This is a genomic window from Stenotrophomonas sp. GD04024 (genome assembly GCF_029837545.1).
Classification (GTDB): Bacteria; Pseudomonadota; Gammaproteobacteria; order Xanthomonadales; family Xanthomonadaceae; genus Stenotrophomonas; species Stenotrophomonas forensis.
Map to the genome: position 1 here is coordinate 1 of NZ_JAOEDV010000039.1, position 26,163 is coordinate 26,163.

The 26,163-nt window shown below is 61.1% G+C and carries 20 protein-coding genes and 1 pseudogene; 12 read left to right on the forward strand and 9 right to left on the reverse strand.

What is annotated here, in order from left to right; translation table 11 throughout:
• Positions 1 to 40: 40 nt before the first annotated feature.
• The 7 genes from moeB (at position 41) to N7590_RS13395 (ending at position 9,462) form a co-directional block, all read left to right on the forward strand.
• Positions 41 to 1,183: a molybdopterin-synthase adenylyltransferase MoeB gene (gene moeB / locus N7590_RS13365; RefSeq protein ID WP_279935613.1), complete on the forward strand. Its 1,143-nt coding sequence runs from the start codon at positions 41 to 43 to the stop codon at positions 1,181 to 1,183.
• Positions 1,184 to 1,392: 209 nt separating this feature from the next.
• Positions 1,393 to 3,225, forward strand: a complete 1,833-nt coding sequence (locus N7590_RS13370) for a monovalent cation:proton antiporter-2 (CPA2) family protein (RefSeq protein ID WP_164242797.1) — start codon at positions 1,393 to 1,395, stop codon at positions 3,223 to 3,225.
• A gap of 267 nt (positions 3,226 to 3,492) precedes the next feature.
• Complete coding sequence (folD, locus tag N7590_RS13375) at positions 3,493 to 4,371, forward strand: bifunctional methylenetetrahydrofolate dehydrogenase/methenyltetrahydrofolate cyclohydrolase FolD (protein ID WP_005409307.1); 879 nt, start codon at positions 3,493 to 3,495, stop codon at positions 4,369 to 4,371.
• 201 nt (positions 4,372 to 4,572) lie between these two features.
• On the forward strand, positions 4,573 to 6,030 hold the full coding sequence (gene guaB, locus N7590_RS13380) for an IMP dehydrogenase (protein WP_005409308.1): 1,458 nt from the start codon (positions 4,573 to 4,575) through the stop codon (positions 6,028 to 6,030).
• A 104-nt stretch (positions 6,031 to 6,134) separates the two neighbouring features.
• Positions 6,135 to 7,700 (forward strand): glutamine-hydrolyzing GMP synthase, encoded by a 1,566-nt coding sequence (gene guaA, locus N7590_RS13385; protein WP_005413109.1) that lies wholly within the window; start codon positions 6,135 to 6,137, stop codon positions 7,698 to 7,700.
• A gap of 227 nt (positions 7,701 to 7,927) precedes the next feature.
• Positions 7,928 to 8,476, forward strand: a complete 549-nt coding sequence (locus N7590_RS13390) for a DUF4145 domain-containing protein (RefSeq protein WP_279935601.1) — start codon at positions 7,928 to 7,930, stop codon at positions 8,474 to 8,476.
• A gap of 50 nt (positions 8,477 to 8,526) precedes the next feature.
• Positions 8,527 to 9,462, forward strand: a complete 936-nt coding sequence (locus N7590_RS13395; protein WP_279935602.1) for a 5'-nucleotidase — start codon at positions 8,527 to 8,529, stop codon at positions 9,460 to 9,462.
• A 495-nt stretch (positions 9,463 to 9,957) separates the two neighbouring features.
• On the opposite strand, the gene N7590_RS13400 is transcribed toward N7590_RS13395, so the two are convergent.
• Both N7590_RS13400 and N7590_RS13405 read right to left on the reverse strand, forming a co-directional pair.
• Positions 9,958 to 11,142 (reverse strand): potassium channel family protein, encoded by a 1,185-nt coding sequence (locus tag N7590_RS13400; protein WP_279935603.1) that lies wholly within the window; start codon positions 11,140 to 11,142, stop codon positions 9,958 to 9,960.
• Between the two features lie 197 nt (positions 11,143 to 11,339).
• Positions 11,340 to 12,206: a hypothetical protein gene (locus N7590_RS13405; RefSeq protein WP_279935604.1), complete on the reverse strand. Its 867-nt coding sequence runs from the start codon at positions 12,204 to 12,206 to the stop codon at positions 11,340 to 11,342.
• Positions 12,207 to 12,414: 208 nt separating this feature from the next.
• On the opposite strand from N7590_RS13405, the pseudogene N7590_RS13410 reads away from it, so the two are divergent.
• Together N7590_RS13410 and N7590_RS13415 are read left to right on the forward strand one after the other, a co-directional pair.
• Positions 12,415 to 12,926: pseudogene (locus tag N7590_RS13410) on the forward strand (integrase core domain-containing protein); the annotation flags it as partial.
• Positions 12,927 to 13,120: 194 nt separating this feature from the next.
• Positions 13,121 to 17,095, forward strand: a complete 3,975-nt coding sequence (locus N7590_RS13415; RefSeq protein ID WP_279935605.1) for a reverse transcriptase domain-containing protein — start codon at positions 13,121 to 13,123, stop codon at positions 17,093 to 17,095.
• Between the two features lie 262 nt (positions 17,096 to 17,357).
• On the opposite strand, the gene N7590_RS13420 is transcribed toward N7590_RS13415, so the two are convergent.
• Together N7590_RS13420 and N7590_RS13425 are read right to left on the reverse strand one after the other, a co-directional pair.
• The gene (locus tag N7590_RS13420) at positions 17,358 to 17,714 is read right to left on the reverse strand and encodes a hypothetical protein (RefSeq protein ID WP_279935606.1); all 357 of its coding nucleotides are present in this window, start codon (positions 17,712 to 17,714) and stop codon (positions 17,358 to 17,360) included.
• A 553-nt stretch (positions 17,715 to 18,267) separates the two neighbouring features.
• Complete coding sequence (locus N7590_RS13425; protein WP_164242752.1) at positions 18,268 to 19,191, reverse strand: LysR family transcriptional regulator; 924 nt, start codon at positions 19,189 to 19,191, stop codon at positions 18,268 to 18,270.
• A 96-nt stretch (positions 19,192 to 19,287) separates the two neighbouring features.
• Here N7590_RS13425 and N7590_RS13430 point away from each other — a divergent pair, with 96 nt between their 5' ends.
• The gene (locus tag N7590_RS13430; RefSeq protein ID WP_164242751.1) at positions 19,288 to 20,127 is read left to right on the forward strand and encodes a type 1 glutamine amidotransferase domain-containing protein; all 840 of its coding nucleotides are present in this window, start codon (positions 19,288 to 19,290) and stop codon (positions 20,125 to 20,127) included.
• Positions 20,128 to 20,205: 78 nt separating this feature from the next.
• Here the strand turns inward: N7590_RS13430 and hxsA are convergent, their stop codons facing one another.
• Genes hxsA through N7590_RS13450 form a run of 4 tightly spaced genes read right to left on the reverse strand, consistent with a single transcriptional unit; the run spans position 20,206 to position 23,801 of the window.
• Entirely contained in the window at positions 20,206 to 20,850 is a 645-nt protein-coding gene (gene hxsA / locus N7590_RS13435) for a His-Xaa-Ser repeat protein HxsA (RefSeq protein WP_164242750.1), read from the reverse strand.
• 2 nt (positions 20,851 to 20,852) lie between these two features.
• A complete protein-coding gene (hxsC, locus tag N7590_RS13440) occupies positions 20,853 to 22,022 on the reverse strand; it encodes a His-Xaa-Ser system radical SAM maturase HxsC (protein WP_164242749.1) in 1,170 nt (389 codons plus the stop codon).
• A complete protein-coding gene (gene hxsB / locus N7590_RS13445) occupies positions 22,009 to 23,505 on the reverse strand; it encodes a His-Xaa-Ser system radical SAM maturase HxsB (RefSeq protein WP_164242748.1) in 1,497 nt (498 codons plus the stop codon). Before hxsB ends, hxsC begins: the two co-directional genes overlap by 14 nt.
• Complete coding sequence (locus N7590_RS13450; protein WP_164242747.1) at positions 23,505 to 23,801, reverse strand: hypothetical protein; 297 nt, start codon at positions 23,799 to 23,801, stop codon at positions 23,505 to 23,507. Before N7590_RS13450 ends, hxsB begins: the two co-directional genes overlap by 1 nt.
• Positions 23,802 to 24,032: 231 nt before the next feature.
• On the opposite strand from N7590_RS13450, the gene N7590_RS13455 reads away from it, so the two are divergent.
• A complete protein-coding gene (locus N7590_RS13455) occupies positions 24,033 to 24,815 on the forward strand; it encodes a 3-hydroxybutyrate dehydrogenase (protein ID WP_164242746.1) in 783 nt (260 codons plus the stop codon).
• Here N7590_RS13455 and N7590_RS13460 read toward each other — a convergent pair.
• Entirely contained in the window at positions 24,812 to 25,576 is a 765-nt protein-coding gene (locus tag N7590_RS13460; RefSeq protein ID WP_164242745.1) for a hypothetical protein, read from the reverse strand. The genes N7590_RS13455 and N7590_RS13460 overlap by 4 nt on opposite strands.
• A gap of 150 nt (positions 25,577 to 25,726) precedes the next feature.
• On the opposite strand from N7590_RS13460, the gene N7590_RS13465 reads away from it, so the two are divergent.
• Positions 25,727 to 26,146 (forward strand): hypothetical protein, encoded by a 420-nt coding sequence (locus N7590_RS13465; RefSeq protein WP_164242744.1) that lies wholly within the window; start codon positions 25,727 to 25,729, stop codon positions 26,144 to 26,146.
• Positions 26,147 to 26,163 lie beyond the last annotated feature (17 nt).

The following is a 26,163-nucleotide window of genomic DNA, read 5'->3' on the forward strand; positions in this document are numbered from 1 at the left end:
GGTCAAGGCGGCCTGGCGGCACCTGCGCGATAATGCGGCCATGAGCATCCGAGAGCTTTCCCCAGCGCAAGCGCGCGAGCGCCTGGCCCACGGCGCCGTGCTGATCGATGTGCGCGAGGCGCACGAACGGGCCGGGGGCATGGCCGAGGGCGCGCGCGGCGTGGCCAAGGGCGAGCTGCAGGCCGACCCGGCCGCGCATCTGCCGCGGCACGACCAGGAAATCCTGCTGATCTGCCAGAGCGGCAGGCGCTCGGCCGATGCCGCGCAGTTCCTGCAGGAGGCCGGGTACACCCACGTCGCTTCCGTGACCGGCGGCACCGTGGCCTGGCGCGAACAGTCGCTGCCGCTGGTGCAGCCGCTGTCCAGCGCGGCCGACCGCGACTTCTACGACCGCTATTCGCGCCACCTGCTGCTGCCGCAGGTGGGCGAGGCCGGCCAACGTCGCCTGCAGCAGTCGCGCGTGCTGGTGCTGGGTGCGGGCGGGTTGGGTGCGCCGGCCGGCTTCTACCTGGCTGCGGCCGGGGTAGGGCACCTGCGCTTCGCCGACCATGACCGCGTGGAGCGCAGCAACCTGCACCGGCAGATCGTGCATACCGAAGCCAGCGTCGGCCAGCTGAAGGTCGATTCCGCGCGCGAGCGGTTGCTGGCGCTGAACCCGTCGATCGAGGTGGAGGCGATACCCGAGCGCGTCACCTCCGAGAACGTGGACCGCCTGCTGGACGGCGTGGACGTGGTGCTGGACGGCTCGGACAACTTCCCGCTGCGCTACCTGCTCAACGACGCCTGCATCAAGCACGCCACGCCACTGGTGTATGCCGCCATCGAGCGCTTTGACGGCCAGGTAAGCGTGTTTGACGCCGGCCGCCAGCGCGGCGTGGCGCCGTGCTACCGCTGCCTGTTCCCCGAGCCGCCACCGCCGGAGTTCGCGCCGAACTGTTCCGAGGCGGGGGTGCTGGGCGTGCTGCCTGGGCTGGCAGGGGTGCTGCAGGCCACCGAGGTGCTGAAGCTGCTGCTGGGCATCGGTGAGCCGCTGGTCGGCCGCCTGCTGCGCTTCGATGCGCTGGGCATGCGCTTCCGCGAGACCGGCATCCGGCCGGACCCGCAGTGCCCGGTGTGTGTGCCGGGGGTGCCGTTCCCGGGGTATATCGATTACGCCGCGTTTTGCCGGGGTGGCTCTCTGTAAAGTCGAGCCATGCTCGACTGCTCCGCGCGCTGAGGCCAAAAGCAGTCGAGCATGGCTCGACTCTACAAGACATGGTTTCAGGATGATCTGAGGGGTCACTCCTCACATCGTTCCACCTCCAAGACAATCCGGCGCAACATGCGTGCTATTGCCGTCATCGGCATTGCTCTATTGTTGAACCCGATTCTGGATCTTGGGGAAAGCACCGCATGGCGGTAGAAGCAGCGACCAGCGAGCTGGTCAAGGTCGTGGCCCTGTTGGGCGCGGCGGTGGTGATGGTGCCCCTGTTCCGCCGGGCCGGCCTGGGCTCGGTGCTGGGCTACTTCGCCGCCGGCCTGGCGATCGGACCGTTCGGACTGGGCTGGTTCTCCGACCCGCAGGCGATCCTGCATACCGCCGAGCTCGGCGTGGTGATGTTCCTGTTCGTGATCGGCCTGGAAATGCGGCCCTCGCACCTGTGGAGCCTGCGCAAGGAAATCTTTGGGCTGGGCACGCTGCAGATCGTTACCTGCGCGCTGGTGCTGACCAGCATCGCCAAGCTGTTCGGCTTCCCCTGGCAGGTCGCCTTCATCGGCGCCACCGGCTTCGTGCTCACCTCCACCGCGGTGGTGATGCAGCTGCTGGCCGAGCGCGGTGACATCGCGCTGCCGTCGGGGCAGAAGATCGTTTCGATCCTGCTGTTCGAAGACCTGCTGATCGTGCCGTTGCTGGCGCTGGTGGCGTGGATGGGCCCGAGCGCGGGCAGTGCCGATGGCGAAGGCTCGCGCTGGCTGTCGGTGGCGATCGGCGTGGGCGCCATCGTCGGCCTGGTGCTGGTCGGCCGCTTCCTGCTCAACCCGCTGTTCCGCGTGCTGGCCGAATCGAAGGCGCGCGAAGTCATGACCGCTGCCGCACTGCTGGTGGTGCTGGGCGCGGCGCTGCTGATGCAGCTGTCCGGCCTGTCGATGGCGATGGGTGCGTTCCTGGCCGGCGTGCTGTTGAGCGAGTCGACCTTCCGCCACCAGATCGAGGCGGACATCGAGCCGTTCCGCGGCATCCTGCTCGGTCTGTTCTTCCTCAGCGTGGGCATGGCGCTGGACCTGAGCGTGGTGGCCGCGCACTGGCAGCTGATCCTCGGCCTGGTGCTGGCGTTGATGGCGGCCAAGGCGCTGTGCATCTACGTGGTCGCGCGCATCATGGGCAGCGACCACGCGCAGGCGCTGGACCGTGGCGTGCTGATGGCGCAGGGCGGTGAGTTCGCCTTCGTGCTGTTCTCCGCCGCCGCATCGGCCGGTGTGATCGACCTGGAGATCAATGCCAACTTCACCGCCGTGGTGGTGCTGTCGATGGCGCTGACCCCGCTGGTGGTGCTGGTCTACAAGCGCGTGGCGCCGAAGCCGACGGTGAACATGGACGGCGTGGATGAGGCCGACGGCCTGTCCGGCAGCGTGCTGCTGATCGGCTTCGGCCGTTTCGGCCAGGTCGCCAGCCAGTCGCTGCTGGCGCGCGACGTGGACGTGACCATCATCGACAACGATGTGGAGATGATCCAGAGCGCGGCGCGCTTCGGTTTCAAGATCTATTACGGCGATGGCACGCGTCTGGACGTGCTGCATGCCTCGGGTGCCGCCACCGCGCGTGCGATTGCGGTGTGCGTGGACAAGGCCGAGGCCGCCGACCGCATCGTTGAACTGGTGGCGCACGAGTTCCCGCAGGCCAAGTTGATGGTGCGCTCGTTCGACCGCGAGCATTCGCTGCGGCTGATCCACGCCGGCGTCGATTTCCAGATCCGCGAGACGTTTGAGTCGGCAGTGCTGTTCGGCCAGGCCGCACTGGTGGAACTGGGTGCGGACGAGGATGACGCGGTGGAGATTGCCGAGCAGATCCGCCGCCGCGATGCCGAGCGTTTCGAGCTGGAGATTGCTGGCGGTGGTTTGAATGCCGGCGCGCGCATGATCTACGGCAACAGCCCGCAGGGCGTACCGACGCCGACCCCGTTCACCGCACCGAAGCGCGCGAGCAAGACGCTGAACCCGCAGGACGTGCCGGAAGAGGAAGAGTAGAGCCCGGTCGTGCCGGCCACTGGCCGGCAACCTTGGAGCACCATCCGTCGGTAGTGCCGGCCGCTGGCCGGCAGATACGGAAACGTTCCGACGCCATGAGGTTGCCGGCCAGCGGCCGGCACTACCGGCAGATGCGGAAACGTTCCGACGTCATGAGGTTTCCGGCCAGCGGCCGGCACTACCGGGGCGCGGTGTCGACGCGCGGCGGTGGGCGAGGGGGCCTGAATCGGGGACAATAGCGTCCCCGCCGCCCCATGCCTGCTCCCGATGACCGATTCCGCCTCCCAGCTTCCTGCCCGCATCCTTGATGGCCGCCGTATCGCCGAGGACCTGCTCGACAGCCTGAAGGTGCGCGTCGACGCCCGCGTGGCCGCCGGTGGCAGCCGCCCGGGCCTGGCCGTGGTGCTGGTGGGCGGCGACCCGGCCTCGACCGTGTACGTGCGCAACAAGCGCCGTGCGGCCGAGAAGGTCGGCATCGAAGCGCATGACTACGATCTGCCGGCCGGCACCACCGAAGCCGAGCTGCTCGACCTGATCGACCAGCTCAACGCCGACCCGAAGATCAACGGCATCCTGATCCAGCTGCCGCTGCCGGGCATCCCCGACGCGCGCCGGCTGATCCAGCGCATCGACCCGCGCAAGGATGTGGACGGCTTCCACCCGGAAAACGTCGGCCACCTGGCCCTGCGCGAGTTCGGCCTGCGCCCGTGCACCCCGCGTGGCATCACCACGCTGCTGGGCCACACCGACCAGCCGGTGCGCGGCCGCAACGCCACCATCGTGGGCGTGAGCAACCATGTCGGCCGCCCGATGGGCCTGGAGCTGCTGATTGCCGGCTGCACCGTGACCAGCTGCCACAAGTTCACCCCCAAGGACGTTCTGGAACAGGCCGTGCGCAACGCCGACATCCTGGTGGTGGCGGTTGGCCGCCCGGGCATCGTGCCGGGCGAGTGGGTGAAGCCGGGCGCGGTGGTGATCGACGTGGGTATCAACCGGTTGGATGACGGCCGGTTGGTGGGCGATGTCGGGTTTGAAGCGGCGGCCCAGCGGGCCAGCTGGATTACCCCGGTGCCGGGTGGCGTCGGCCCGATGACCGTGGCCACGTTGATGCAGAACACCCTGGAAGCGGCCGAAGCGCTGAGCTGAATGGTAGTGCCGGCCGCTGGCCGGCAACCCGGTAAGCCGTCCGAAGGTTCATGAGGTTGCCGGCCAGCGGCCGGCACTACCTGCTTTGGTGCGGCCCCTGAATGGATCGCCGCCTGCGCGACACTGCGTCGCATCTACCCCCTGCCACAGGGCGCGAAAACAGGGTAAAATGTCGCGCTTCCCCACATCTCGGGTATGCCGATGCTGCGCATCCAGGCTGAAGCACTCACTTACGACGACGTCTCGCTCGTCCCCGCCCACTCGACCATCCTGCCCAAGGACGTCAACCTCGAAACGCGGTTGACTCGCGACCTGAAGCTGAAGCTTCCGATCCTGTCCGCAGCCATGGATACCGTCACCGAAGCCCGCCTGGCCATCGCCATGGCACAGCTCGGCGGCATGGGCATCATCCACAAGAATCTCAGCCTGGAACAGCAGGCCGCGGAAGTGGCCAAGGTCAAGAAGTTCGAGGCCGGTGTCATCCGCGACCCGATCACCGTCGGCCCGGAAACCACCATCCGCGACGTGCTGGCCCTGACCCAGGCGCACAACATCTCCGGCGTGCCGGTGGTGGGCAGCGACGGCCTGCTTGCCGGCATCGTGACCCACCGCGACATGCGCTTCGAGACCGAGCTGGACGATCCGGTCCGCCACATCATGACCAAGAAGGATCGCCTGATCACGGTCAAGGAAGGCGCCGCATCTGACGAAGTGCTGCAGCTGCTGCACCGCAACCGCATCGAAAAGGTGCTGGTGGTCAATGATTCGTTCGAACTGCGTGGCCTGATCACCGTCAAGGACATCCAGAAGAACACCGACTTCCCGAACGCTGCCAAGGATCTGTCGACCCGCCTGCTGGTCGGCGCTGCCGTCGGCGTGGGTGGCGACACCGATCGCCGCGTGGAAGCGCTGGTCGCCGCGGGCGTGGACGTGATCGTGGTCGATACCGCGCACGGCCACTCGCAGGGCGTGCTGGACCGCGTCAGCTGGGTCAAGAAGAACTTCCCGAACGTGCAGGTCATCGGTGGCAACATCTGCACCGGCGAAGCCGCACTGGCGCTGCTGGACAGCGGCGCGGACGCAGTGAAGGTCGGCATCGGCCCGGGCTCGATCTGCACCACGCGCGTCGTCGCCGGTGTCGGCGTGCCGCAGGTCACCGCCATTGATCTGGTGGCCGAAGCGCTGCAGGACCGCATCCCGCTGATCGCCGACGGTGGCATCCGCTACTCGGGCGACATCGGCAAGGCGCTGGCCGCCGGTGCTTCGACCATCATGGTTGGCGGCCTGCTGGCCGGTACCGAGGAATCGCCGGGCGAGACCGAGCTGTACCAGGGCCGTTCGTACAAGAGCTACCGCGGCATGGGTTCGCTGGCTGCCATGGAGAAGGGGTCGAAGGACCGCTACTTCCAGGACGCCGCCACCGCCGACAAGCTGGTGCCGGAAGGCATCGAAGGCCGCGTACCGTACCGCGGCCCGGTGGGCGGCATCATCCACCAGCTGATGGGCGGCCTGCGCGCCACCATGGGCTACGTGGGCTGCGCCACCATCGAAGACATGCGCAGCAAGCCCAAGTTCGTGAAGATCAGCGGCGCCGGCCAGCGTGAGAGCCACGTCCACGACGTGACGATCACCAAAGAGCCGCCGAACTACCGCGCCTGACGCGGGCCGGGCAAAGAGGAACGAGGAAGCTGATTCCCGTTCCTCTTTTTCCATCTGCTGCTGCAAATCTGATTTCGTTTTCCCTACTGCATTGCCAGGGCGCCATGACCAACATCCATAACGACAAGATCCTGATCCTCGATTTCGGCGCGCAGTACACGCAGCTGATTGCCCGCCGCATCCGCGAGCTGGGCGTCTACTGCGAAATCTGGGCGTGGGACCACAACCCGGCCGAGATCGCGGCGTTCGGCGCCAAGGGCATCATCCTGTCCGGTGGCCCGGAATCGACCACGCTGCCGGGCGCCCCGGCCGCGCCGCAGGAAGTGTTCGACAGCGGCCTGCCGATCTTCGGCATCTGCTACGGCATGCAGACCCTGGCCGCGCAGCTGGGCGGTGCCACCGAAGCCGCTGATCAGCGCGAGTTCGGCCACGCCGAAGTGAACGTCATCAACCCCGATGCACTGTTCAAGGGCCTGAGCGACCACGGCGGCGAGCCGAAGCTGAATGTCTGGATGAGCCACGGCGACCACGTCTCCGTTGCACCGCCGGGCTTCACCATCACCGCCACCACAGACCGCATTCCGGTGGCCGCCATGGCCAACGAAGAAAAGCGCTGGTACGGCGTGCAGTTCCACCCGGAAGTGACCCACACCCTGCAGGGCCAGGCGCTGCTGCGCCGCTTCGTGGTGGACGTGTGCGGCTGCCAGACCCTGTGGACCGCCGCCAACATCATCGACGACCAGATCGCCCGCGTGCGCGAACAGGTGGGCGATGACGAAGTGATCCTGGGCCTGTCCGGCGGCGTCGATTCGTCCGTGGTGGCCGCGCTGCTGCACAAGGCCATCGGCGAGAAGCTGACCTGCGTGTTCGTGGATACCGGCCTGCTGCGCTGGCAGGAAGGCGACCAGGTGATGGCGATGTTTGCCGAGCACATGGGCGTGAAGGTCGTTCGCGTGAACGCCGCCGACCGTTACTTCGCCGCACTGGAAGGCGTGAGCGACCCGGAAGCCAAGCGCAAGATCATCGGCAACCTGTTCGTTGAGATCTTCGACGAAGAGTCGAACAAGCTGAAGAACGCCAAGTGGCTGGCGCAGGGCACCATCTACCCGGACGTGATCGAGTCGGCCGGCAGCAAGACCGGCAAGGCGCATGTGATCAAGAGCCACCACAACGTGGGCGGCCTGCCAGAGCACATGAAGCTGGGCCTGGTGGAGCCGCTGCGCGAGCTGTTCAAGGACGAAGTGCGCCGTTTGGGCGTCGAACTTGGCCTGCCGCGCACCATGGTCTACCGCCATCCGTTCCCGGGCCCGGGCCTGGGCGTGCGCATTCTGGGCGAAGTGAAGCGCGAATACGCCGAGCTGCTGGCCAAGGCCGATGCCATCTTCATTGATGAGCTGCGCAAGGCGGACCTGTACGACAAGACCAGCCAGGCGTTTGCCGTGTTCCTGCCGGTGAAGTCGGTGGGCGTGGTGGGCGATGCGCGCGCTTATGAGTGGGTGATTGCGCTGCGTGCGGTTGAGACGATCGATTTCATGACCGCGCACTGGGCGCATCTGCCGTATGAGTTCCTGGGGACGGTGAGCAACAGGATCATCAATGAGTTGCGGGGGGTGTCGCGGGTTGTCTATGACATCTCGGGGAAGCCGCCGGCTACTATTGAGTGGGAATGAGTTGAAAGAACAAGGGCGCCGAGAGGCGCCCTTTTCTTTTTAATATACTGAGAGCTTGCGATGTTTGGTGAAAATTTGCACACTGCTTGGAGCCTATGCAAATGATGAGTCAATAGCGAATTGGTCAGGCTCGCCACTAAATTTCGCTTCTAGATTTGCTCGTGTAGCCGAATTGCGATGGGTATTTTACTTTTTTAAATTGATGATACTCAATTTAGGAGCATAGGATGGCTTGGCAGAACCTCTCGCAGATAGAGTCTTGCAGATTCGTTTGTGGATACTGTGGCTACAATGTCGCCAACGATCGTGGGTACTATTCAAGTGGTGACAATGGACGGATATATATCTGTCCGAGCTGTGAAAAGCCAACCTGCTTTGATCACCACGGAATACAGACGCCAGGGGTTGCATACGGCAATCCAGTTGATCACTTACCTGATTCCGTCAATCAGCTCTATCGAGAAGCACGAAGCTGTTGCAGTGTTGCTGCCTATACTTCGTGCGTTCTGGCCTGCCGAAAAATTTTAATGAGTATTGCAGTAGAGCAGGGTGCGAAGGAAGGGCTGACTTTTGTTGCTTACATAGACTTCCTTGCGGAGAGCGGATTCATTCCGCCGAACGGGAGAGGGTGGGTTGATCATATTCGCAAGCGAGGAAATGAAGCCACGCACGAGATTGCGTTGATGTCAAAGTCGGACGCTCAAGAGCTTGTCTCGTTTGTCGAGATGCTTCTGAAGTTCATCTTTGAGTTTCCCGCAAGAGTTCCTGTCTCTTGATAAGCACAAGCCTCTGTAAATAGGATTACTAAATTTGGAAGGAGGAGCAAATGCCGTATGAGCTTAAGGATCGACTTGTGGTAGGTGTGGCATCAAGTGCTATGTTTGACCTTGGTGACTCCGATAAAATATTCCGGACTCAGGGCGAGCAAAAATATCGTGAATACCAAGAGGTTAACAAGGATGAGCCGCTTGCCGAAGGTATTGCATTCTCATTTATAAAGCGCCTTCTTTCATTGAATGACTTGAGTGCGAGTGATGAAGGGCCCTTGATTGAAGTTGTCCTTCTTTCGCGGAACGACCCTGACACCGGTCTCCGGGTGATGAACTCCATAAAGCATCATGGACTCGGCATTACGCGAGCCATCTTCCAACAGGGGCTTTCCCCGTACGATTACATACCTGCGCTGAGCATTTCTCTATTCTTGTCATCAAACAAGAGTGACGTGCTTGAGGCAATAGCAAAGGGATTTCCGGCTGGGTATGTGATGGATTCTAAAAAGATCGATGATCCTGAAGATCAGACACTCCGGATCGCATTTGATTTTGATGGCGTCCTGGCAGATGACGGTGCTGAGACCGTAATGCAGGAAACTAAAGATGTTTCCGTGTTCCACGCTCATGAAACATTGAACGTGATGGAACCGTTGGGTGGTGGTCCGCTAAAGGAATTCTTGATGAAGGTGTCCAGAATCCAGAGGGCCGAGGAGGCTAAGAGGAAGCTCGACATTAACTACAAGAATCGCCTCAGGGTGTCAATTGTTACCGCTCGAAATGCGCCGTCCCACGAGCGCGCGATAAATACCTTGAAGAGTTGGGGAGTCATGGCTAATGATGCATTTTTTCTTGGCGGGGTTGAAAAGAAGCTTGTTCTTAATGTAATGAGGCCGCACATATTCTTCGACGACCAGTCAGGACATTTGGCTTCGGCTAGCGAAGTCGCTCCATCTGTTCATGTTCCGTTTGGAATAGCTAACAGAGCTTGATTGCGGTTTATCGGTGATTTTCTAGTGTAGGAGGCTATCGAATCTATTCCGATTTCACTGGGAGGTTTTTGACTCTTGCTTGGCTTCCCCGCAAACTAGTTTAGCCAACCTTGGTCAGGCGAAGAATAGCCATTCAATCACGCTGTCGTCTAAGTTTCGGTTGGGTGGGGTAACCGATTTGCAGCGGGCTGCGGGCAACGTTCCCACTAATGTTAGGTGTCCATGTTTAGCCGCAATCGAACGTAGAATGGCTAGGGGTTGGGTGAATAACTGGCGGCGCGGGAGATTAGAGCATGCGCTGAAGGTAGAGGTCGAATTGGTTACAAAAGTGAGGGCTCGTCTGTGCTCTCCGCTAGAGTGGTTAAGATGTGAAGGTAATCACAAGTGGAGGAGAGTTCTCCAGCAAGCGGGGAGTTCTCCGTCGGAGTTTTTCCAAACCTTGATTCTTTCGCACGCCCCTTAGCCGTCAGGCAATGCATCCGCGCCGGAGCGGATTTACTCGATGTGGCGGCGCACTAGGCTGACGACGAGCGCGCTGGACAGCACGATTCCACACAGCCCCTCAAGCACCGCGAGGAATCGCGCAAAACCGATTGGCGTGATGTCTCCGTATCCGATTGTCGTGAAGGTCAGGCCCGAGAAATAGAGGGCGTCCAAGAAAGTTTCAACATCCTTCCCATCGCACTTCAGCTCGCCAAATAGGAACGCGAAGGAAAACAGGATGATCGTGGCTGCGGCTAATCCTACGATACGCATGGGTTTGACCAATGCTCCGGTCACAAGGATCAACCCTGTGCTCAGGTGGCCGGGACTCTCGGCGAGCGCACGCAGGTATTTCTGCTCCGCCGCATGCCTTCGGCTGAAGCGGTCCTCGGAATGTTCCTGCAGGAAATCCAAGGTCTCTGAAATCCGCCGAATATCCTCCGTGCGGCTGATCTTCTTTGCCACTTCATCAAACGATTCTCGCGGAGGAGCGCTGAATGGTCTGAATGCAGCGGAGCCTTGGCGCAGCCACGCCCATGGCTTAGCCAGGTTGAAGGACGAAGGAAAGTTCACTTGCCCGGGGGGGAAATGAACTGACTTGAACTTGCCATCGGTGACCTCCAGTGTGCCGAGTTGGTTGTGCCGCACTGACAGGGTATTACAAGTGAGTCGCGTCAGCTGCGTGGAAGCGAAGGCAGACCCGCTCAAGTGCAATTCATCGCACTGAAAATTGTCCAGTCGGAGCAGGGACGAGCGAACGCCCGTCAGCGTTAGAGGGGACAGCACGAGCCCATCGCCATAAACGGTTAGTCTGCCTCCGACGACCACAGTGTCCAGGGTTAGACTGAAGGGGCTGCCGGTCTTGTTTCCGATGATTAGCGACCCCATGAACGCGCAGTCCCTGATGACGATGTTGAGGCTGTTCTGGAGTACCACCTCGTCGCAGTCAATGATTACTTCTCGAATCTTGAACTCAGACTTGTGCCATCGGTTTTCATCGTCCAGCTTAAGATCTTTCGCGGTAATAACTTGGAACTCGGCGTCGTTGTGTTTGATGACAGAGCGCCCGCCGATCCAGTCGCGAAGGCTCTGCTGGTCTTGAATTCTGTTGTTGCGTAGCAGATCCAGCAGGTGGCCCATCTGCTTCTGGCGGCTCGGACGAGTGCCGTCACCATTTTCGAAATATTGAAGTTTCATTAAACCTATCATCCATTGAAGTGCGCTGAATTGCTCTTGGTCGATCGCCTGGCATCGGAACAATTATCCTAACGACGACCCTCTGCTCTAGGTGAATAGTGGTGTGTTTTGTTTGGGGCGCTTGGTTTAAGCCGAGTGGCTATCGCAGTGGCTTGTCAGGCGAGTTGCTGCAAGTAGCTGTGGGGGAGGCTGAATGGTCAGGGCTTCGGCCTGACCCTAAGCGCGCATTGTTCGAACACGGCCGTCGGTGCCAAATCTTTGACCCGACGCTCAAGATCTTGGCGTGCTGCGGACGGCATCGCCGCCCCGGTTGTAATCACCAGCTCCTCAAACGCGTCTTCTGCGAGCGGCACATCGATGTAGTGTACGTCCGTACTGTGGTCAATAAACCCTGTGGAAGCGCCGGCCTCGATGCCGTCTAGTAGGGCGGCGAGGTAACCGCTTGGATCCGCGGCGTAAACCATCGCAGGTCCCTTCATCGCGCTGATTACGAACCTGTGTTCAGCCTGATCCGCCCAAGCGATGCCCTTGACTCGTGCCACGTACGTCGCATCACCTTCAAGATTCAGGCCTCCATCGGTCAGTTGCACCCTGCGTTTGACCTCGCCGAGCGGATCGGTGGAGTAAAGGACATCGGAACCGAACGTCGTCTTTATTTCTGAACCCAACGGCACGATCAAGTAGCCGTTCCCGAACATCGTCTTCTCTGCGTACGGAGCGTAAACGTCCCGTATGCGTAACCCCACCATTCGAGGTGAGCCGTCTTCTTTGATTTGGTCCGTTGGACGGGACACGTCCACGCTCAGTTTCGACCAAGGAAATCGAACACTGGGCAACGAAAGTCGCACGCCACGGTCAGCGTCCCCATACCTTGCCCACATGCCTGCCTCGCCATGGGTGCCGCGCGACCATGAACTGACGAAAAAATTGCGCTGGTCAAGTAAAGCCATGCGAAATGGAACTTCAGACGCGTCGTCCAGCAGATCACAGCGAGTGAAGCGCAAGGACCGATTAGCTAGGATCAGCGGAAGCGTGGCGGCATTGGTGTAGTGGTGGAGGGTCATGGAGGGTGGTCGTTATATGAGTAGGTTAAGAGCAAGAGCGCGAGCGTACGGTTCAACCATGACACGATCTGCATGGCTTTTGTAAGGTCGACGGATAGGAAAGATACGGTAATCCTTTGCATTGGACGATTCGCGGCGATTGGCAGCCCTTCATAACTAGCCACTGCCTTGCAGCCGAGTACTCAGCAACATATGGATAGGTTCGGATGTCGGCGAGCGTCAGACCTTGCTGCGCCCGTCCGCCGCCAATCAGGTTTGGTCGAGGGATTTCGTGCTTGATCGCGCCGCGGAAGACCGAGTAATCAAGTGCCTGACCATCGTTGACGACGCCACCCAGTAGGCCCTGACCATCGATGTGGAACGGGCCATTTTCGGGCGGGGGGGGTGCCAGGGTGTGCTGGACAGATTGGTCGTTCAGCGCGGTTTGCCGCAAGTGAACAGGACAGACAACGACAAGGATTCTTGCGGCAAAGCGATAGTGGTGTGGTCTCACGAGAGGCGAATTGCCCTGCGCCCGATCGAGCCGAGCAAGCCGAACCAATACGCTTACGTTGAGTCCTTCAACGGGCGGCCGCGCGATGAATGTCTGAACGAGAACTGGTTCCCGACGTTGCTCCATGTCAGGATCAGCATCGAGAGCTGGCGACGTGACTACAACGAGAAAGGCCCAAACGATCACTCGGCGGGCTGACGCCCGCCCAGTACGCCGCGCAGTTGGCGGGCAAGAGGGATAACATCAGCACGGACTCTAAACCCGCCCACTACTCAGGACCGGGGGGGCTTCGCCCCCAGAATATGAGTCATACTCACATTCTGAAGCTCAATCGGGGGCCTGCTTTGTCCACGCGTTGGCAAACTAGCGCTTCTTCGATTAGGTGTTAGGGTGCATGCGCAACTAGAACAAGGGGAAGTCAGTGTCAATTATCAAAGAAGAGTATCGAGATCTCCCGCCAAAGGGCGACAAGCTCTGCGATGTCGTTGTCCTCGCACAGGCATGGAAGAAGTCGCATACTTACATTCGCCGCCACAACTGGTATGCGGATGTTTTGGAGTTGGATGCTTCAACCATCGATCTGGAAAATCAGCTAAAGCAATGGGCAGCTCAAGTTTGTCAAGCCGATTTCCGACCGAAGGATCTGCAGCTCGTTCCCGCGCCCAAGAATACACGTTGGTGCTTTGCCCCGGCTCCTACGATTACTTCGCTCGAGCAGTTGTTGGAGCTTAGCCCCAACGACCTAGGCGAAGAGCCCACCTTCGAGGATTGGACGCCTTGCCAGCCAAGCCGCAGAGAAATGCCTGGTGTGCAGGCAGAACAAGAACAGCCACGTCTGAAGCTGCGACCGCTTGCCCACCTGTCTATTCGTGACCAAACTTTAGCGACAGCGGTAATGATGTGCTTGGCGGAAGCCGTGGAGTCCGCGCAGGGGGATACGATGTGCGCAGATGTGGGGGAAATGCGCGAAAGCGGGGTGGTGAGCTATGGCAATCGGCTGCATTGCACATGGGGCGCCAATGCTGGTGTCCGCCCTCGAGCCAAGTTCTCCTGGGGAAACAGCAGAACATATCGCCAGTACTTCCAAGATTATCGGGCGTTTCTTGCACGCCCTCGCCGCGTATGCGCGGATTTGTCGCAGCAGTTGCGGCCACGACGAGAGTTGTTCGTGGTGTCTTTGGATATAAAGTCGTTCTTTGATCATGTGGATCGCGATGCCTTGATTGCGGAGCTGAAGATTTTTGAGCAAGAGCACCAGACGGAGTACGGGCTTCCCGATATGGCGGCGGCAGACCCGAAATTCTGGGAGCGCGTTGCGCAAATTTTCTCGTGGAAGTGGCGCGCTGGTGATCAGCAAGAGGCTGCGCTGATTCATGGCGAAGAGCATCAAGAACTTGAACTTGGTTTGCCGCAAGGACTCGTCGCCTCGGGGTTTCTTGCAAACGCCTATTTGATTCGTTTCGACCGCGAGATGCAGAAGTCTGCAGCCGATGGGGCCACGATTAGCGAAGACGTCAAATTGCTGGACTACTGCAGATACGTTGATGACATGCGTCTGGTTGTCGAGGCCAAGAGTGCGGCTGGTGGGCTTGGTCAGGCCTCATTGTTGGAGTATGTCAAAAGTTACGTCACCGCAATGCTGAAGGAGCATTGCGAGCGCATCGGTGCGCGGAGATCACTTGAACTGTCTGGAGAAAAGTGCGCGGTCAGCTCATATCGAGCAATTTCGGCGCAGAGTCACGTGTCTGCTTTAATGGAGATGCTTAACGCAGAACTAAGTGGTACCTTCGATCTGGACTCTCTTGCTCAGGCGGCAGGCGGTCTTGATGGCCTACTTTGGGTATCTGAGCAGATTGAAAGCGTTGCTGACCCGGTGCCATCTAGATTGGGATTGGCTACGGTTGCGGTTCCCAACACTGATGTGAGGGACGACACCGTGAAGCGGTTCGTCGCGACACGTATCGCACAGTTGATGCGGCATCGATTGGCGATGACAGACCTCGAAAGTCCGGCTGGTTCGTCTGAAGCGATTGGCGATCACGTGACACAGGGATTGGTACTGTCACATGAGTTCGAGTCCACGGCACGCAAGCTCATCAAGTGTTGGGCCGAGAATCCTGCCTTGGTCTTGTTGCTGCGGTGTGGCTTGGATCTTTTCCCTCACCCCCGCCTGTTAAGTCCAGTCACCGAGGCACTCAGCATCAAGCTTTTCGACGTGAAGGCGGATCTGGACGTAGAAAAGCGCAGGCAAGTGCGCGTATCAGAATATGTTCTGGCAGACCTATTGCGGGCAGGAGCGGTAGAGACGGGATTTCGTGATCCGGAAGAGTACCCTCAAGGCGTCGATATTCAAGGCTACCGCGAGGACCTCGGCGGAATCGCGCGTCGAATTTTGACTGAAAGGATTCTATCGCCGTGGTATCTCCGTCAGCAGGCCCGACTCTATCTGGCCTCTATCGGTGATTCGTCACTCGCTATGGTGGTCGAAGCTGCCCCCGAGGTACATACGTACGCTGCATTGCAACGCGTGGCGCTGTTTGAACCCATGTGGGGCGAAGCTCTTAGGGATGTCATTCCGCTAGCCATTGTAGCGCAGCAATTGCAGCCAAACGTACGTCGCTTCGGAGTGTGGCTGTCTGATGGGTTGCGGCGCACAGAAGACGAAGGGGTCCGAGGGGCTGTTGTGCAATCTGTGGCGCTGAGTCGTCCGGACTTGTTGATGGCCGCGCTAAATGGGCGACGGACAACGAACTGGCGCCAATTCGTGCCGGCCTCGTTGGTCCAAGCCAGTAAGCGACCGAGCAACTCTCGGAGGCGTCCGGCCAAATTGAAGGCTGTTCAGCCCCTCCTGCAAATCATCAACGAGCCCAACAACCCTTTCGACCAGGAAAATTCTCTGCTCATGCTCGCTGATGCGCTACTTCGACATCAGGGGGTGGAAGAGCAGTTGTCTGCGGGCAAGAGCTCCGTCGACATCATGCTTCGATGCGAGGATTGGCAAAGGCTATCGGAGTTGCCTGAGCAGTCAGGCTTTCTGCGTGTGGAGTCAATTGAAGGCGGCGATGCAACTAACCCGCTGTACGAGAGTCCTCCCTGGGTAGTACCCGAAAAGGCTTGGCTCTACGGACTGGGGCGCGTCCTGCGTTCGGCACTCACTGGAGAGTTTGACTTCACGAGCCGTCGGTACCTTGTCACCGAGGAGGTGGGTCAGTACAGCGGCCTCCGCAGTACTTGGTTCAAACGTCGTTTCGGCCTTCTAAACTCCGGACGTGGGTTGCTAGACGAGCCTGGCCCAGTGTCGCCTTGGCTTTCCAGTCTGCTTTCGACGCTCCTTCAATGGCCGGGAGTTGAATTTCGAGCAAACTCGGCGTCGGCGGCAGGTGATGTACGGACAGCTGCCGAACTGCTCGCGCTTGTTCATGAGCGCATCGCGTCGCAGCGTAGATTGTTTGGTCCCAGAAGCAAGGCGCCTATGTACGTGGTGCCTGTTGATGACCATGAACCCTTGCAGGATCGGCCGCTGCGCGTCGCCATCGTTCAGCCTATGCGCCCGCGGAGAGAAGAGTTTGATGACAAGGATCCAACGCATTGGATGCCGGGAACCTTGGCAGAACATCGCCGCCATCTCGCAGAAATCTGTAGGTTGACTCATCAGAAGCTCAAGACCTGGTCATCGGCAAGCTCTGCGGCAATATCCGATAAGAGCGATGACCCGCTAGTCGATGTCATTCTGTTCCCGGAGCTGGCCGTGCATCCGGAGCACGTCTTCTTGCTGAGACGGCTATCAGATAAGGTCCGAGCCAATATTTTCACCGGCTTAACATTCCTTCATTCACACAAGGCTGGCGGCATCGTCAATCAAGGCCTGTGGCTGATTCGAACCGAGTCGCCGGGCCACGGACGCGCATTCCAATATGCTTGGCAAGGCAAGCAGCATCCGATGAAGGATGAGGTGAAGATGGGGGTGAAGGGCCACCGGCCACATGTGACCTTGGTCGAGTTGCCGATTGGGTCCAAGACCCGTACGCGCATTGCAGCAGCCATTTGCTACGACGCTACGGACTTGGACCTTGTGGCCGACCTTCGTGATAGGTCGGATATGTTCTTGGTCGCGGCGCTGAATCAAGATGTGCAGACCTTCGATAATATGGTGGCTGCGTTGCATTTCCACATGTACCAACCGGTTGTCCTGGCCAACTCGGGCGAGTTTGGCGGGTCGACGGCACAGGTGCCGCTACCCAAGCACGAGCGTCTCATTGCACACGTCCATGGAAATCAGCAGGTCGCCGTCAGCGTGTTTGAAGTGGACCCTTCTCTCTTCAAATCCACAGCTTCAGCCAAGGCTCCAAAAGCTCTAAAGACGCCGCCGGCTGGATACAAGGGGCGTACCCATTGACTGAATGAAATCGAGAAGGTGAAGTCCGTACCTAGTATGGACTTCACTAGCGACGCGTGCAGAACTCCGTAAAAGGTGTCCGCGATACGGCTGCGGCAGTGGAAGCTGAGACTGGATCGAAAATTTGCTTGTGTGGATTTCGCGATAGACGGGAATTTGAATCGTCGCCATTTTTTCAGACGGACATTACTCCGGGACACGTCGGCTCTTGGCCGGAAGCGGACACTGGGTTGTTAGCAGGCATCTGCGCTGCCAAGGGAAATCACTCCGGCCTTACCTCCCGACAAGCCCACTCAATCAACCCCCGGCAAGCCAGAAACAACCCATCCACAACCCCCTCATCCAAATGCCGCTCCGGCTCCGCTGCTACCCGGCAGCGGTCCGCCGCGTGCAGCAGCTCCAGCACCGTCAGCGCGCCCACCATCGCGCGCTCGCTCCGTGCCAAGCTCACGCGGCGGCCAGGTGATACATCGTTCTCCGGCCAAGGGTGCCCATCAGCCCCCTCGCAGCCGCGCATGCGCTTGAGGATGCCAAGCAGGGAGTTCAGGTCGGGCAGGGGAGTGTCGTCGTTGATGGGCTCAACAACGGTGTACGAAGAAAAGGTGTCGGACTTTTTCATGGCGTCGGCTTCCGTGGCTGTACTTAACAGCGCCACCGTGAAGAAGGTGGCGGACGATGCGTGGCTGCAAACCGGGACGAAGTAGTGCCATTACCGGTGGGTCCGAAAACCCCCACGCACCGCCCGCCATACAGGCCGACGGATTGCCCGCCGGCACCGCTTGGGGACGGTGCCGACGGACAAGCGCAAACAACTGGCACAACAATCGTCGCGGGTTTGCAGACCCGGAGCCACCCGTTGTCGGTGGCGCGCCATGGTGTTTACGCTGTCGCTCCGAATACCAATTGAAATTCGCGAAGAGATCGCAGAATTCGAGAGCGGAAAACTATTGTGGCACGCACTATTCGTGCCGTAGGCCTCACGATCCGACGCATTCGCGCAGACGCGTTGCTGATCGCGAACAAGAGCGTCGTAATCGCCCGTGCCTTCAGGGGATAGCGAGACAGCCGCCTTTACAACAATTCGTATTCCGAACCGGGCCGCAGCACCGCGCGATCAGTCAGACAGGCCGAAAAGCGGTCCAAAGCCGACACCGCGGGAAGACAGCAGAAACTCAACGCACGCCGTCCTCAACCAGCGCCGTATTCCCCACCAGCAACTCAATCATCGCCCGCGCCGCCGCGGACTGCCGCCGATGTGGCGCATAGATCACCGAGAACGGCCGCGATCTTCCCCGCAGCTGCGGCAGCACCTCGACCAGCTGCCCACGCTGCAACCGCTCGCGCACGATGAACGCAAGGCTCTGGCAAATGCCGATGCCCTGTTCGGCCAGCGACACCACGCCCAGCACATCGTCGGAGGTCTCGATGGACGAACGCGGCAGCCAGTCCACGTCGCGCCCACCGTCGCGGAAGATCCAAGGCGCCAACCGCCCGGTGCGCGGCATCACGAACGGCAGGCACAGGTGCTGCTGCAGGTTGTCCAGCGTCTGCGGCGTACCCCGGCGCTGCAGGTAGTCCGGCGACTCCACCAGCACCAAAGGCGCATCCTCCAGCTTCCGCCCCACCAGCCCGCTGTCCGGCAGCTGGCCCAGGCGGATGGCGAGGTCGAAGCCTTCGGCCACCAGGTCCACGTTGCGGTTGGTGATGTTCAGTTCCACCTGCACCTGCGGGTACTGCTGCGCAAAGCGCGCCAGCACGGGCGGCAGCCGGTAGTGGCCATACGTGGTGGGCACGCTCAGGCGCACGCGGCCGGCCAGCGCACCGTCCTGGGCCAGTACGTCGCGCTCGGCGTCGTCCAGCAGGCCGAAGGCCGTGCGCACCTGTTCCAGATAGAGCCGCCCGGCGTCGGTCAGGCCCACGCGGCGGGTGGTCCGCTGCAGCAGCTGCCGGCCAAGCCGCGCTTCCAGCCGGGTGACCGCGCGGCTCAGCACCGAGGGTGTGGTGGACAGCGCCACCGCGCCGGCCGTGAACGAGCCGTGCTCGACCACCGCCAGGAACACCTCCACATCGCCCAGGTAGTCGAACTTGCGGCTCATTTGGCTCTCCGGGGAACAGATGTTTTGCGATGAGGCCAATTTATCGCCGCTGGAACGATGAATAAAGTGGCCGCCATTCCCCAATAGGACTTCCCCATGAACCTGATGACCCGACTGGCCGCAGCGCTGGCCCTGACCTTGGCCGCGACCGGTGCGCAGGCCGCCAACGTGCTGGTGGTGCTGTCCGACGAAAACCACCTGGACCTGAAAGACGGCAAGGTGCTGTCCACCGGCTTCTATCTCAACGAGCTGATGCAGCCGGTCAAGCTGCTGCTGGACGCGGGCCACGAGGTGACCTTCGCCACGCCGCAGGGGCGGGCGCCGACGGTGGATGCGTCCTCGGTGGCGCCGGCGTACTTCGGCAACGATGCGGCGCAGCTGACGCTGCACAAGGAGCTGCTGGAGAAGCTGGCGCTGACCTCGCCGACGGCCTCCCCGGTGGTCAGCCTGGCGCGCATCGAGCAGCAGGGCTACGCGCGGTTCGATGCGGTCTACATTCCCGGTGGCCACGCACCCATGCAGGACCTGCTGAAGAGCCCGGCGCTGGGCCGGTTGCTGGCCGACTTCCACCAGCGCAACAAAACCACCGCGCTGGTCTGCCACGGGCCGATCGCGCTGCTGTCCACGCTGCCGGATGCGGCGGGTTTCGTGGCAAAGCTGGAAGCGGGTGCGATGCCGGCTACGCCGAAGTGGATCTACAGCGGCTACCAGATGACGGTGATCAGCAACCAGGAAGAGGAGCAGGCCAAGCCGCTGCTGGGCGGCGGTGAGATGAAGTTCTACCCGCAGACCGCGTTGCAACGGGCGGGTGCGCGGTTCAGCAGCAATGCCACGCCGTGGACGGGGCATGTGGTGGTGGATCGTGAGCTGATTACAGGGCAGAACCCGGCTTCGGCGCTGGAGGTGGGGCAGCGGTTGGTGGAGCGGTTGAAGTAGACCCGTTCGCTCCAAGCGCTGTTTTGACGAAGAGCTTCACTAGCGGCTTTTCAGTGGGTCATGACATCGCCGAACGATTCAAAGCCGCACACCCAACGCATCTAGTGTAGGCGTAGTCATCGTCCCCGTAGCACGAATGCCGTGCGCCAACTGGAACATGCGAAGTGCCGACTGTGTCTCCGGCGTCAGTGTTCCGTCAATGGCGCCCGGGTCGTAGCCCTTCGAATAAAGTGCGGCTTGCACACGCATGATCAGCTGCTTGAGCGCATCGGCATCGCGCCCCTCAGAAATCGGCTTGGCTGAGGAGCCGTGATCCACTGTCAGATTGTTGGTTGTAGCAGCCTTGGTCCGGCTCGCGGGCTGAAGGCTTTGCCCCTGATAGGTACCTGTGCCGCTTCCACTTCCACCGCTGCTTCTCGAATTGGCAGGTGCTGTGTAGGTGCTGGGTGGAGGTGTATAGGTCGCTGGTGGTGGGGAGTAGGAGCGATATGAACTGCCAGACCCGGAGGAATGGGAGCGGTGGGAGCTATGCGATCGATGTGAGCTGTGGCTGCGGTGCCCGGCGTACAGATTGTGGCGCCCTGCATTGAGCGAGGTGCTGAGTACGGTTGCGTACTTGCCATCCATCTCCGAAAGTCTGGACAGGTCGGATTGACCCTTGGGTGGCTCGGTGCCAAGTGCCCCCAGCGTGGCGGCGCTGACAATCATCAATGCATTGGACATGATCAGATTTCCAGTACAGGGGAGATCGCCCGACTGGTCCAGGCGGGGGTGATCCAGGAAAAGAATCCGCCGCATCGTGATCGTACGGCGCACGTGTCACAGGCGGGAAGGTAGTCATTCTTCCATGGAGAGATGCTCTGGACCGCATAAGGCCAAAGCGAGCGGTCCAGTGCGCAAAGAGGCAGGTTGTAGAGCGAAACCGGGATGCCCGCTTCTGCGAGAGTCTCAACCGCTTCAGTCAGGGTGTGGGCATAGTCAATGGGGTCTGCCCATAGATCAGCCTGGTGTGCTTTGGCAAAGCCAATCGGCTCAATGCCCATGAGTGCGACATGCTCGACGAATGGCAGGTTTCGCCAGATGTAGCGGGCAAGCTGCACCAGTCGCTCGACGGTAGGCCGAACCAGAACGACTCGGATTTCCACCCGTTGGCGCGCTGCATCCAGTGCGTACAGGCCGCGTAGTGTCTGGGAGAACGCACCTTCGCTTTGCACGACGTAATCGTGAAGGGCGTAATGGTCCCCATAGAGCGGTACCCCCCAGCTCAGATTCGGATGGAGGTCCGCAAACCGGCTGTGTAGCTCAGGATCGCGCAACCGTCCATTGGAAAGGATATGGATGTGGGTATTCGGTAGTTTCTCAGCGCACTCGCGTACGATGTCGACCAACCCGCTGCCCAGCAATGTAGGTTCGCCGCCACTGATCGCCAGTGATGGCTCTGCGACATCGATCAGGTCGATCAAATCGAGGAGATGATGTACACGCCAGTCGTCCTCCACCTCGCGCGGGGGCTGTGAACACATCAGGCAGTAGCTGTTGCAGCGTTCGGTGGCAAACAGAACGTTGCCGGTATCCCCGCGCCGATAGCGGATGGCTACCTTGCGTTGAAGGGGATTGAGCTCGACGACATCACCGGACTTGCAGAGGGCTGACGGGCCATCCAGGCGCACGTGTGGAATATCGTCAGGAACGTCGAAGCCTTGCGGCGTGAGGACAGCTCCCCAAGGGAGGCGCAACAACGCATCGCTGAGCTGTTCGGGTGCCACCTCCCTGACATCCAGCGCCATTCGCTGCAGGGACAGGGAGGCTTGGGGGAAGTCGCCAAGACCGACCACCTTCAGCAAAGATGCCTTCGCCGATGGCGACAGAACCGCTTTGGTTTCAAGCGGCAGCATCAATGAGATCCTCAGTGATCGCTTTCGGAACAGCCCAGGAACGCATCATCCGACGGCCCACTAGATCTTCCCGCTCATAGCGTTCCAGCAGGAAATCGAATAGCCCCATGTTCCGGGCGCAGAAATCGCTGCTCGGTCGGTGACCAATCGGGTCACCCTGGCGTGCGTAGTGCTCGATCGGGTCAGCACCGCACAGTGGCACGAACGCGCAGTCAGCACAGGTCGGAAGCGCCTCAGCCACGCCCGCTTCAAGCAGTCGGGTCATGGCAGGGGAGCCAAGCCAGTGCGCTACCGGTTGCGAAACATCGCCCAACGCGAATGTGTCATCTCCCATGGCCGCCAGCATCCGCGCCTCGTCAGACGGATAGACGCGCCCGTCATGGTCATAGATCACCGCACCAAGACCCGCGCCTGAAGGGGAGCGAAGATCAACGTAGCCATGCCCGAATGAGGTGAAAAGCTGGGAGAGCAGCAAAGATGCGTAGGACTCCTCCATGGCGTAGCCAGAACGATTGACCACCATCAGATGCGCGAAGGCACGCCGGTAAAAGGCGAGGAAATCCGCCGTCGAATAGCCTGTGCGGTGGGCAGTCCTGTTGGCGAATCCATAGGGACTCAGAGGCCGCAGCGAGATGCTGTGGAAACCAAGCTTCTGGTATTCGTCAATGATGGCTTCGGGCACCTCAAGGCTGCGCCGGGTCAGCGTCGTCAGCGCCGACACGCCGTCATCACCCAGCCAGCGGCGTCCGAGCTCTATGCCTTCCACGGTCCGCCGATAGCTGTCGCGGCCCGGGCGGGGGCGGTTGGCATTGTGGAGCGATTCGGGGCCGTCGAGCGATGTCGATAGCTTGAAGCGATGCTCAGCGAGGAATGCCAGTTGGGCTTCAGTGAGGTCGTGCAGAGTGGATGCAAGAACAAAACGAAGGTTACGGCCAGCAGAGCGATTACGCTCGACAATGCGCCGGGTAATGGCCATGACCTGCTCGAAGTTGAGCAGTGGCTCGCCTCCTTGGAACTCGATTGTCAGTTCTTGGCTTGGCCACTCAAACAGCCGCTCTACCGCCTGTTCGGCGTGCGAGCCGGCCATGTCGAAGGCTGTGGCTGTTGTCTCCTGGCGCGACACCTGGCAGTAGCTGCAGGTGTGGTGGCATCGAAGCGAGACCACAAAGATGTGCAGCGCCGGCCCGCCCAGGATATAGGACTTGCGGCTGCGAATCTGGCTCAGCAACGGGGACAGGCTGCTGCGTTCTGTGCCCGCCACTGCCAGGTGGCGGGCCTCCAGGTCGGCAAAGAGTGCCGAATTGGTTGGTAGCTCATGGGCGGCGAAGCGCTGCAGGTCATGCATGTGCATGAGCAGCCAGTCTCCCGCCATGGAGGATACAAATGCCCGATTTGGATCCCAAGGCAAGCGCCGGAAGCGGAACGGCAGCAACTGATACGCCTGAGAGGCGGCAAACGCCTCTGGATGCCTGAACTTGGACATCAGGCGGCAGTCGAGGGCTGGGCCTGGTGTAGCGCTGCCCTGATCAGTTCGAGTTGAAGCCCATGTGTTTCGGCCCGGACGGACGCTCTGATGCGTTCATCGAGCAGATCACGGGAGAACCGTGTAGAGAGGTCGACCGGCAGCGGAGAGCCATCCGTGGTGGAAAAAACCACCGCAAGATCAGCGCCTTGATTCAACAGCTCCACACCAAGCTTGCCCGTGTAGCGATGCGCTGCGCGGCAGACCATGTCATCCGAAAACAGTTGTCGATCAACAATATAATGCGAGCGTTCCATTGCTCATCCCCCTTGGATACGCGAACTTTGCGCCCTACGGGAGAATGTTGCAACTGTGGCAGGGAGGGCCGCGTTTAAGGTGGCCGGGGGCAGGGCCTGGCACAGGTTCATCGGACCATCCTCGGGTGAATGGGGCTGACTAGGGGGTCAAATCAGCCTTCTGCCGAGAGCTAGGGCATCCACGCGTGGCGTGGATCTACACTTGGGCCTCCGTCGTAAGGAATCTCTCCCATGTTCTCTGGAAAGGTCGCGGTAGTTACCGGCTCCACCAGCGGTATCGGTCTTGGCATCGCCACGTCACTGGCACGGCAAGGCGCCGACATCGTGCTGAATGGCTTCGGCGATGCGGCGGAGATCGAACGCATCCGTTCCCACTTGGAAACCGAATTCGGCGTACGGGTCGCGCACGATGGCGCCGACCTTTCGCGTGGCGAGGCGGTGCGCGGAATGATCGACCACGCCGTTGCGAAAATGGGGCGCATCGACATCCTGGTGAACAACGCGGGCATCCAGCACACCGCACCGATCGAGGAATTTCCCGCTGAAAAGTGGGATGCGATCCTGGCGCTGAATCTCTCGGCGGTGTTCCATGCAACGGCGGCGGCGTTGCCGCACATGAAGCAGCAGGGTGCCGGTCGCATCATCAACATCGCATCGGTGCATGGGTTGGTGGGCTCGGTGAACAAGTCGGCCTATGTGGCGGCCAAGCATGGCGTGGTGGGATTCACCAAGGTGACCGCGCTGGAGAATGCGGGCACCGGCATCACCGCCAATGCGATCTGCCCGGGCTGGGTGCGGACGGCGCTGGTCGAGCAGCAGATCACCGCGTTGGCGGAGAAGGAGGGCACGGATCAGGAAACCGCCGCCCGTGCGCTGCTGGCCGAAAAGCAGCCTTCGTTGCAGTTCGTGACGCCCGAGCAACTGGGCGAGATGGTGGTGTTCCTGGCGTCGGACGCGGCGTCGCAGATCACCGGCACGGCGCTGCCGGTGGATGGGGGCTGGACGGCCCGCTAATTGGCGGGTTGTGCGCGCCGCTGCAGCATCGGCAGTGCGACCAGCGTGGCGAGGATGGTGAACAGCACCAGCGACGACCCCACCGTGCCGAAGCCCAGGCCGCCCTTTTCCAGCGGCTTGGTGAGCAGGTCGCCGAAGGTGGCGCCGAACGGGCGGGTGAGTACGAAGGCGATCCAGAACAGGATGACCCGGTTGATGCCCTTGATGCGGGTGGCCAGTGCGGTGAGCGCGATGAGGCTGCCGATCAGCAGTGCGCCGCCGGTGAAGCCCAGCCCGGAATCGTCGGCGAGGAAGTCGCCCAGGGCGGTGCCGAGCGTGTTGGAGAACAGCACGGCGGTCCAGTAGAAGCCTTCGGCGCGGCGCGATGCGATGTTGCTGACCGAGATCGACTGCTCCGACACCCGCCACGCCAGCAGCACCAGCGCCAGGCCACCGGCCAGCAGGCTGGCGCCGGTGGCGTAGCCCAGGCCGAGCGTGCGGTCGAGCAGGTCGGACATCGTGGTACCGGCGGTGCTGGTGGCCAACACCACCGACCAGAACAGCACCGGTTGGAAGCGCTGCGCCGACAGTTGCAGGGCCAGCAGGGCGGCGAAGATGGTGAGCAGGATGGCCGAGCTGGCCACGTAGCCCAGGTTGAGCGTCATCGACAGCAGGTCGCCCGCGGTCTCGCCGAGCGTGGTGGCGGCGATCTTCATCACCCAGAAGCCGAGGGTGACCGCCGCCACTTTGCTGTGCAGGGAATCTGCGTCTGAAGCACTCATCGAAAGTCGCCTGGGAGCCTGTGGGTGATGCTGTGGCGGGCGGCGTCGGAGTGCGGTCGGAACCCGGTTTGGCAGCGGTGAGCGTGGGGCGGGCGTTCAGCAGGGAAACGCGCTACGCTGCCGCCAGCATCCAGGACGGGGAGACAGGGAATGGCCGGTTCGATTCCATCGTTTGCGTTGGTAGTGGGTCTGCTGGTGTTGTCCGCGCCGGTAGCCAGTGCCAACGCGGAGCCGCGGGACGCCACGTATTCCAGCGTCTGCAGGCACGCCGAGTCGGGCGATCTTCTTGGCCTGGAGGTGTCGTTTGTCAGCGAGGCCGATGGCGGCTACGCATTGGTCCAGCGTTACGAGGGCGCAGCCATCGCGCCGGTGCTGATGCGGGTCAAGCAACGCGGGCGTGATCTTGTGCTGGTGAGTGGCGCTACGGATTCCATTGTGTTGCGCCGGGACGGGAAGACCCTGCGGCTGACCTACCTTGATGGCCAGCTGAGCACTGCGGGCAGCTCGTCGGAAACCCTGATCCCATCGTTGGCGGTGTGGCAGGGAAAGCGCGTCGCCGCTTGCCGTTAGCGCGGCGACGCTCCTTC

Excerpts from the sequence above, each read along its gene's own strand:
- N7590_RS13455 (WP_164242746.1), top strand. The coding sequence starts at position 24,033 with ATGTTCTCTGGAAAGGTCGCGGTAGTTACCGGCTCCACCAGCGGTATC.
- hxsC (WP_164242749.1), bottom strand. The coding sequence starts at position 22,022 with ATGCTGCCGCTTGAAACCAAAGCGGTTCTGTCGCCATCGGCGAAGGCA.
- N7590_RS13395 (WP_279935602.1), top strand. The coding sequence starts at position 8,527 with ATGCCGTATGAGCTTAAGGATCGACTTGTGGTAGGTGTGGCATCAAGT.
- N7590_RS13420 (WP_279935606.1), bottom strand. The coding sequence starts at position 17,714 with ATGAAAAAGTCCGACACCTTTTCTTCGTACACCGTTGTTGAGCCCATC.
- N7590_RS13450 (WP_164242747.1), bottom strand. The coding sequence starts at position 23,801 with ATGGAACGCTCGCATTATATTGTTGATCGACAACTGTTTTCGGATGAC.
- N7590_RS13405 (WP_279935604.1), bottom strand. The coding sequence starts at position 12,206 with ATGACCCTCCACCACTACACCAATGCCGCCACGCTTCCGCTGATCCTA.
- N7590_RS13460 (WP_164242745.1), bottom strand. The coding sequence starts at position 25,576 with ATGAGTGCTTCAGACGCAGATTCCCTGCACAGCAAAGTGGCGGCGGTC.
- N7590_RS13390 (WP_279935601.1), top strand. The coding sequence starts at position 7,928 with ATGGCTTGGCAGAACCTCTCGCAGATAGAGTCTTGCAGATTCGTTTGT.
- N7590_RS13400 (WP_279935603.1), bottom strand. The coding sequence starts at position 11,142 with ATGAAACTTCAATATTTCGAAAATGGTGACGGCACTCGTCCGAGCCGC.
- N7590_RS13465 (WP_164242744.1), top strand. The coding sequence starts at position 25,727 with ATGGCCGGTTCGATTCCATCGTTTGCGTTGGTAGTGGGTCTGCTGGTG.
- N7590_RS13370 (WP_164242797.1), top strand. The coding sequence starts at position 1,393 with ATGGCGGTAGAAGCAGCGACCAGCGAGCTGGTCAAGGTCGTGGCCCTG.
- guaB (WP_005409308.1), top strand. The coding sequence starts at position 4,573 with ATGCTGCGCATCCAGGCTGAAGCACTCACTTACGACGACGTCTCGCTC.
- hxsB (WP_164242748.1), bottom strand. The coding sequence starts at position 23,505 with ATGTCCAAGTTCAGGCATCCAGAGGCGTTTGCCGCCTCTCAGGCGTAT.
- hxsA (WP_164242750.1), bottom strand. The coding sequence starts at position 20,850 with ATGTCCAATGCATTGATGATTGTCAGCGCCGCCACGCTGGGGGCACTT.
- guaA (WP_005413109.1), top strand. The coding sequence starts at position 6,135 with ATGACCAACATCCATAACGACAAGATCCTGATCCTCGATTTCGGCGCG.
- moeB (WP_279935613.1), top strand. The coding sequence starts at position 41 with ATGAGCATCCGAGAGCTTTCCCCAGCGCAAGCGCGCGAGCGCCTGGCC.
- N7590_RS13425 (WP_164242752.1), bottom strand. The coding sequence starts at position 19,191 with ATGAGCCGCAAGTTCGACTACCTGGGCGATGTGGAGGTGTTCCTGGCG.
- folD (WP_005409307.1), top strand. The coding sequence starts at position 3,493 with ATGACCGATTCCGCCTCCCAGCTTCCTGCCCGCATCCTTGATGGCCGC.
- N7590_RS13430 (WP_164242751.1), top strand. The coding sequence starts at position 19,288 with ATGAACCTGATGACCCGACTGGCCGCAGCGCTGGCCCTGACCTTGGCC.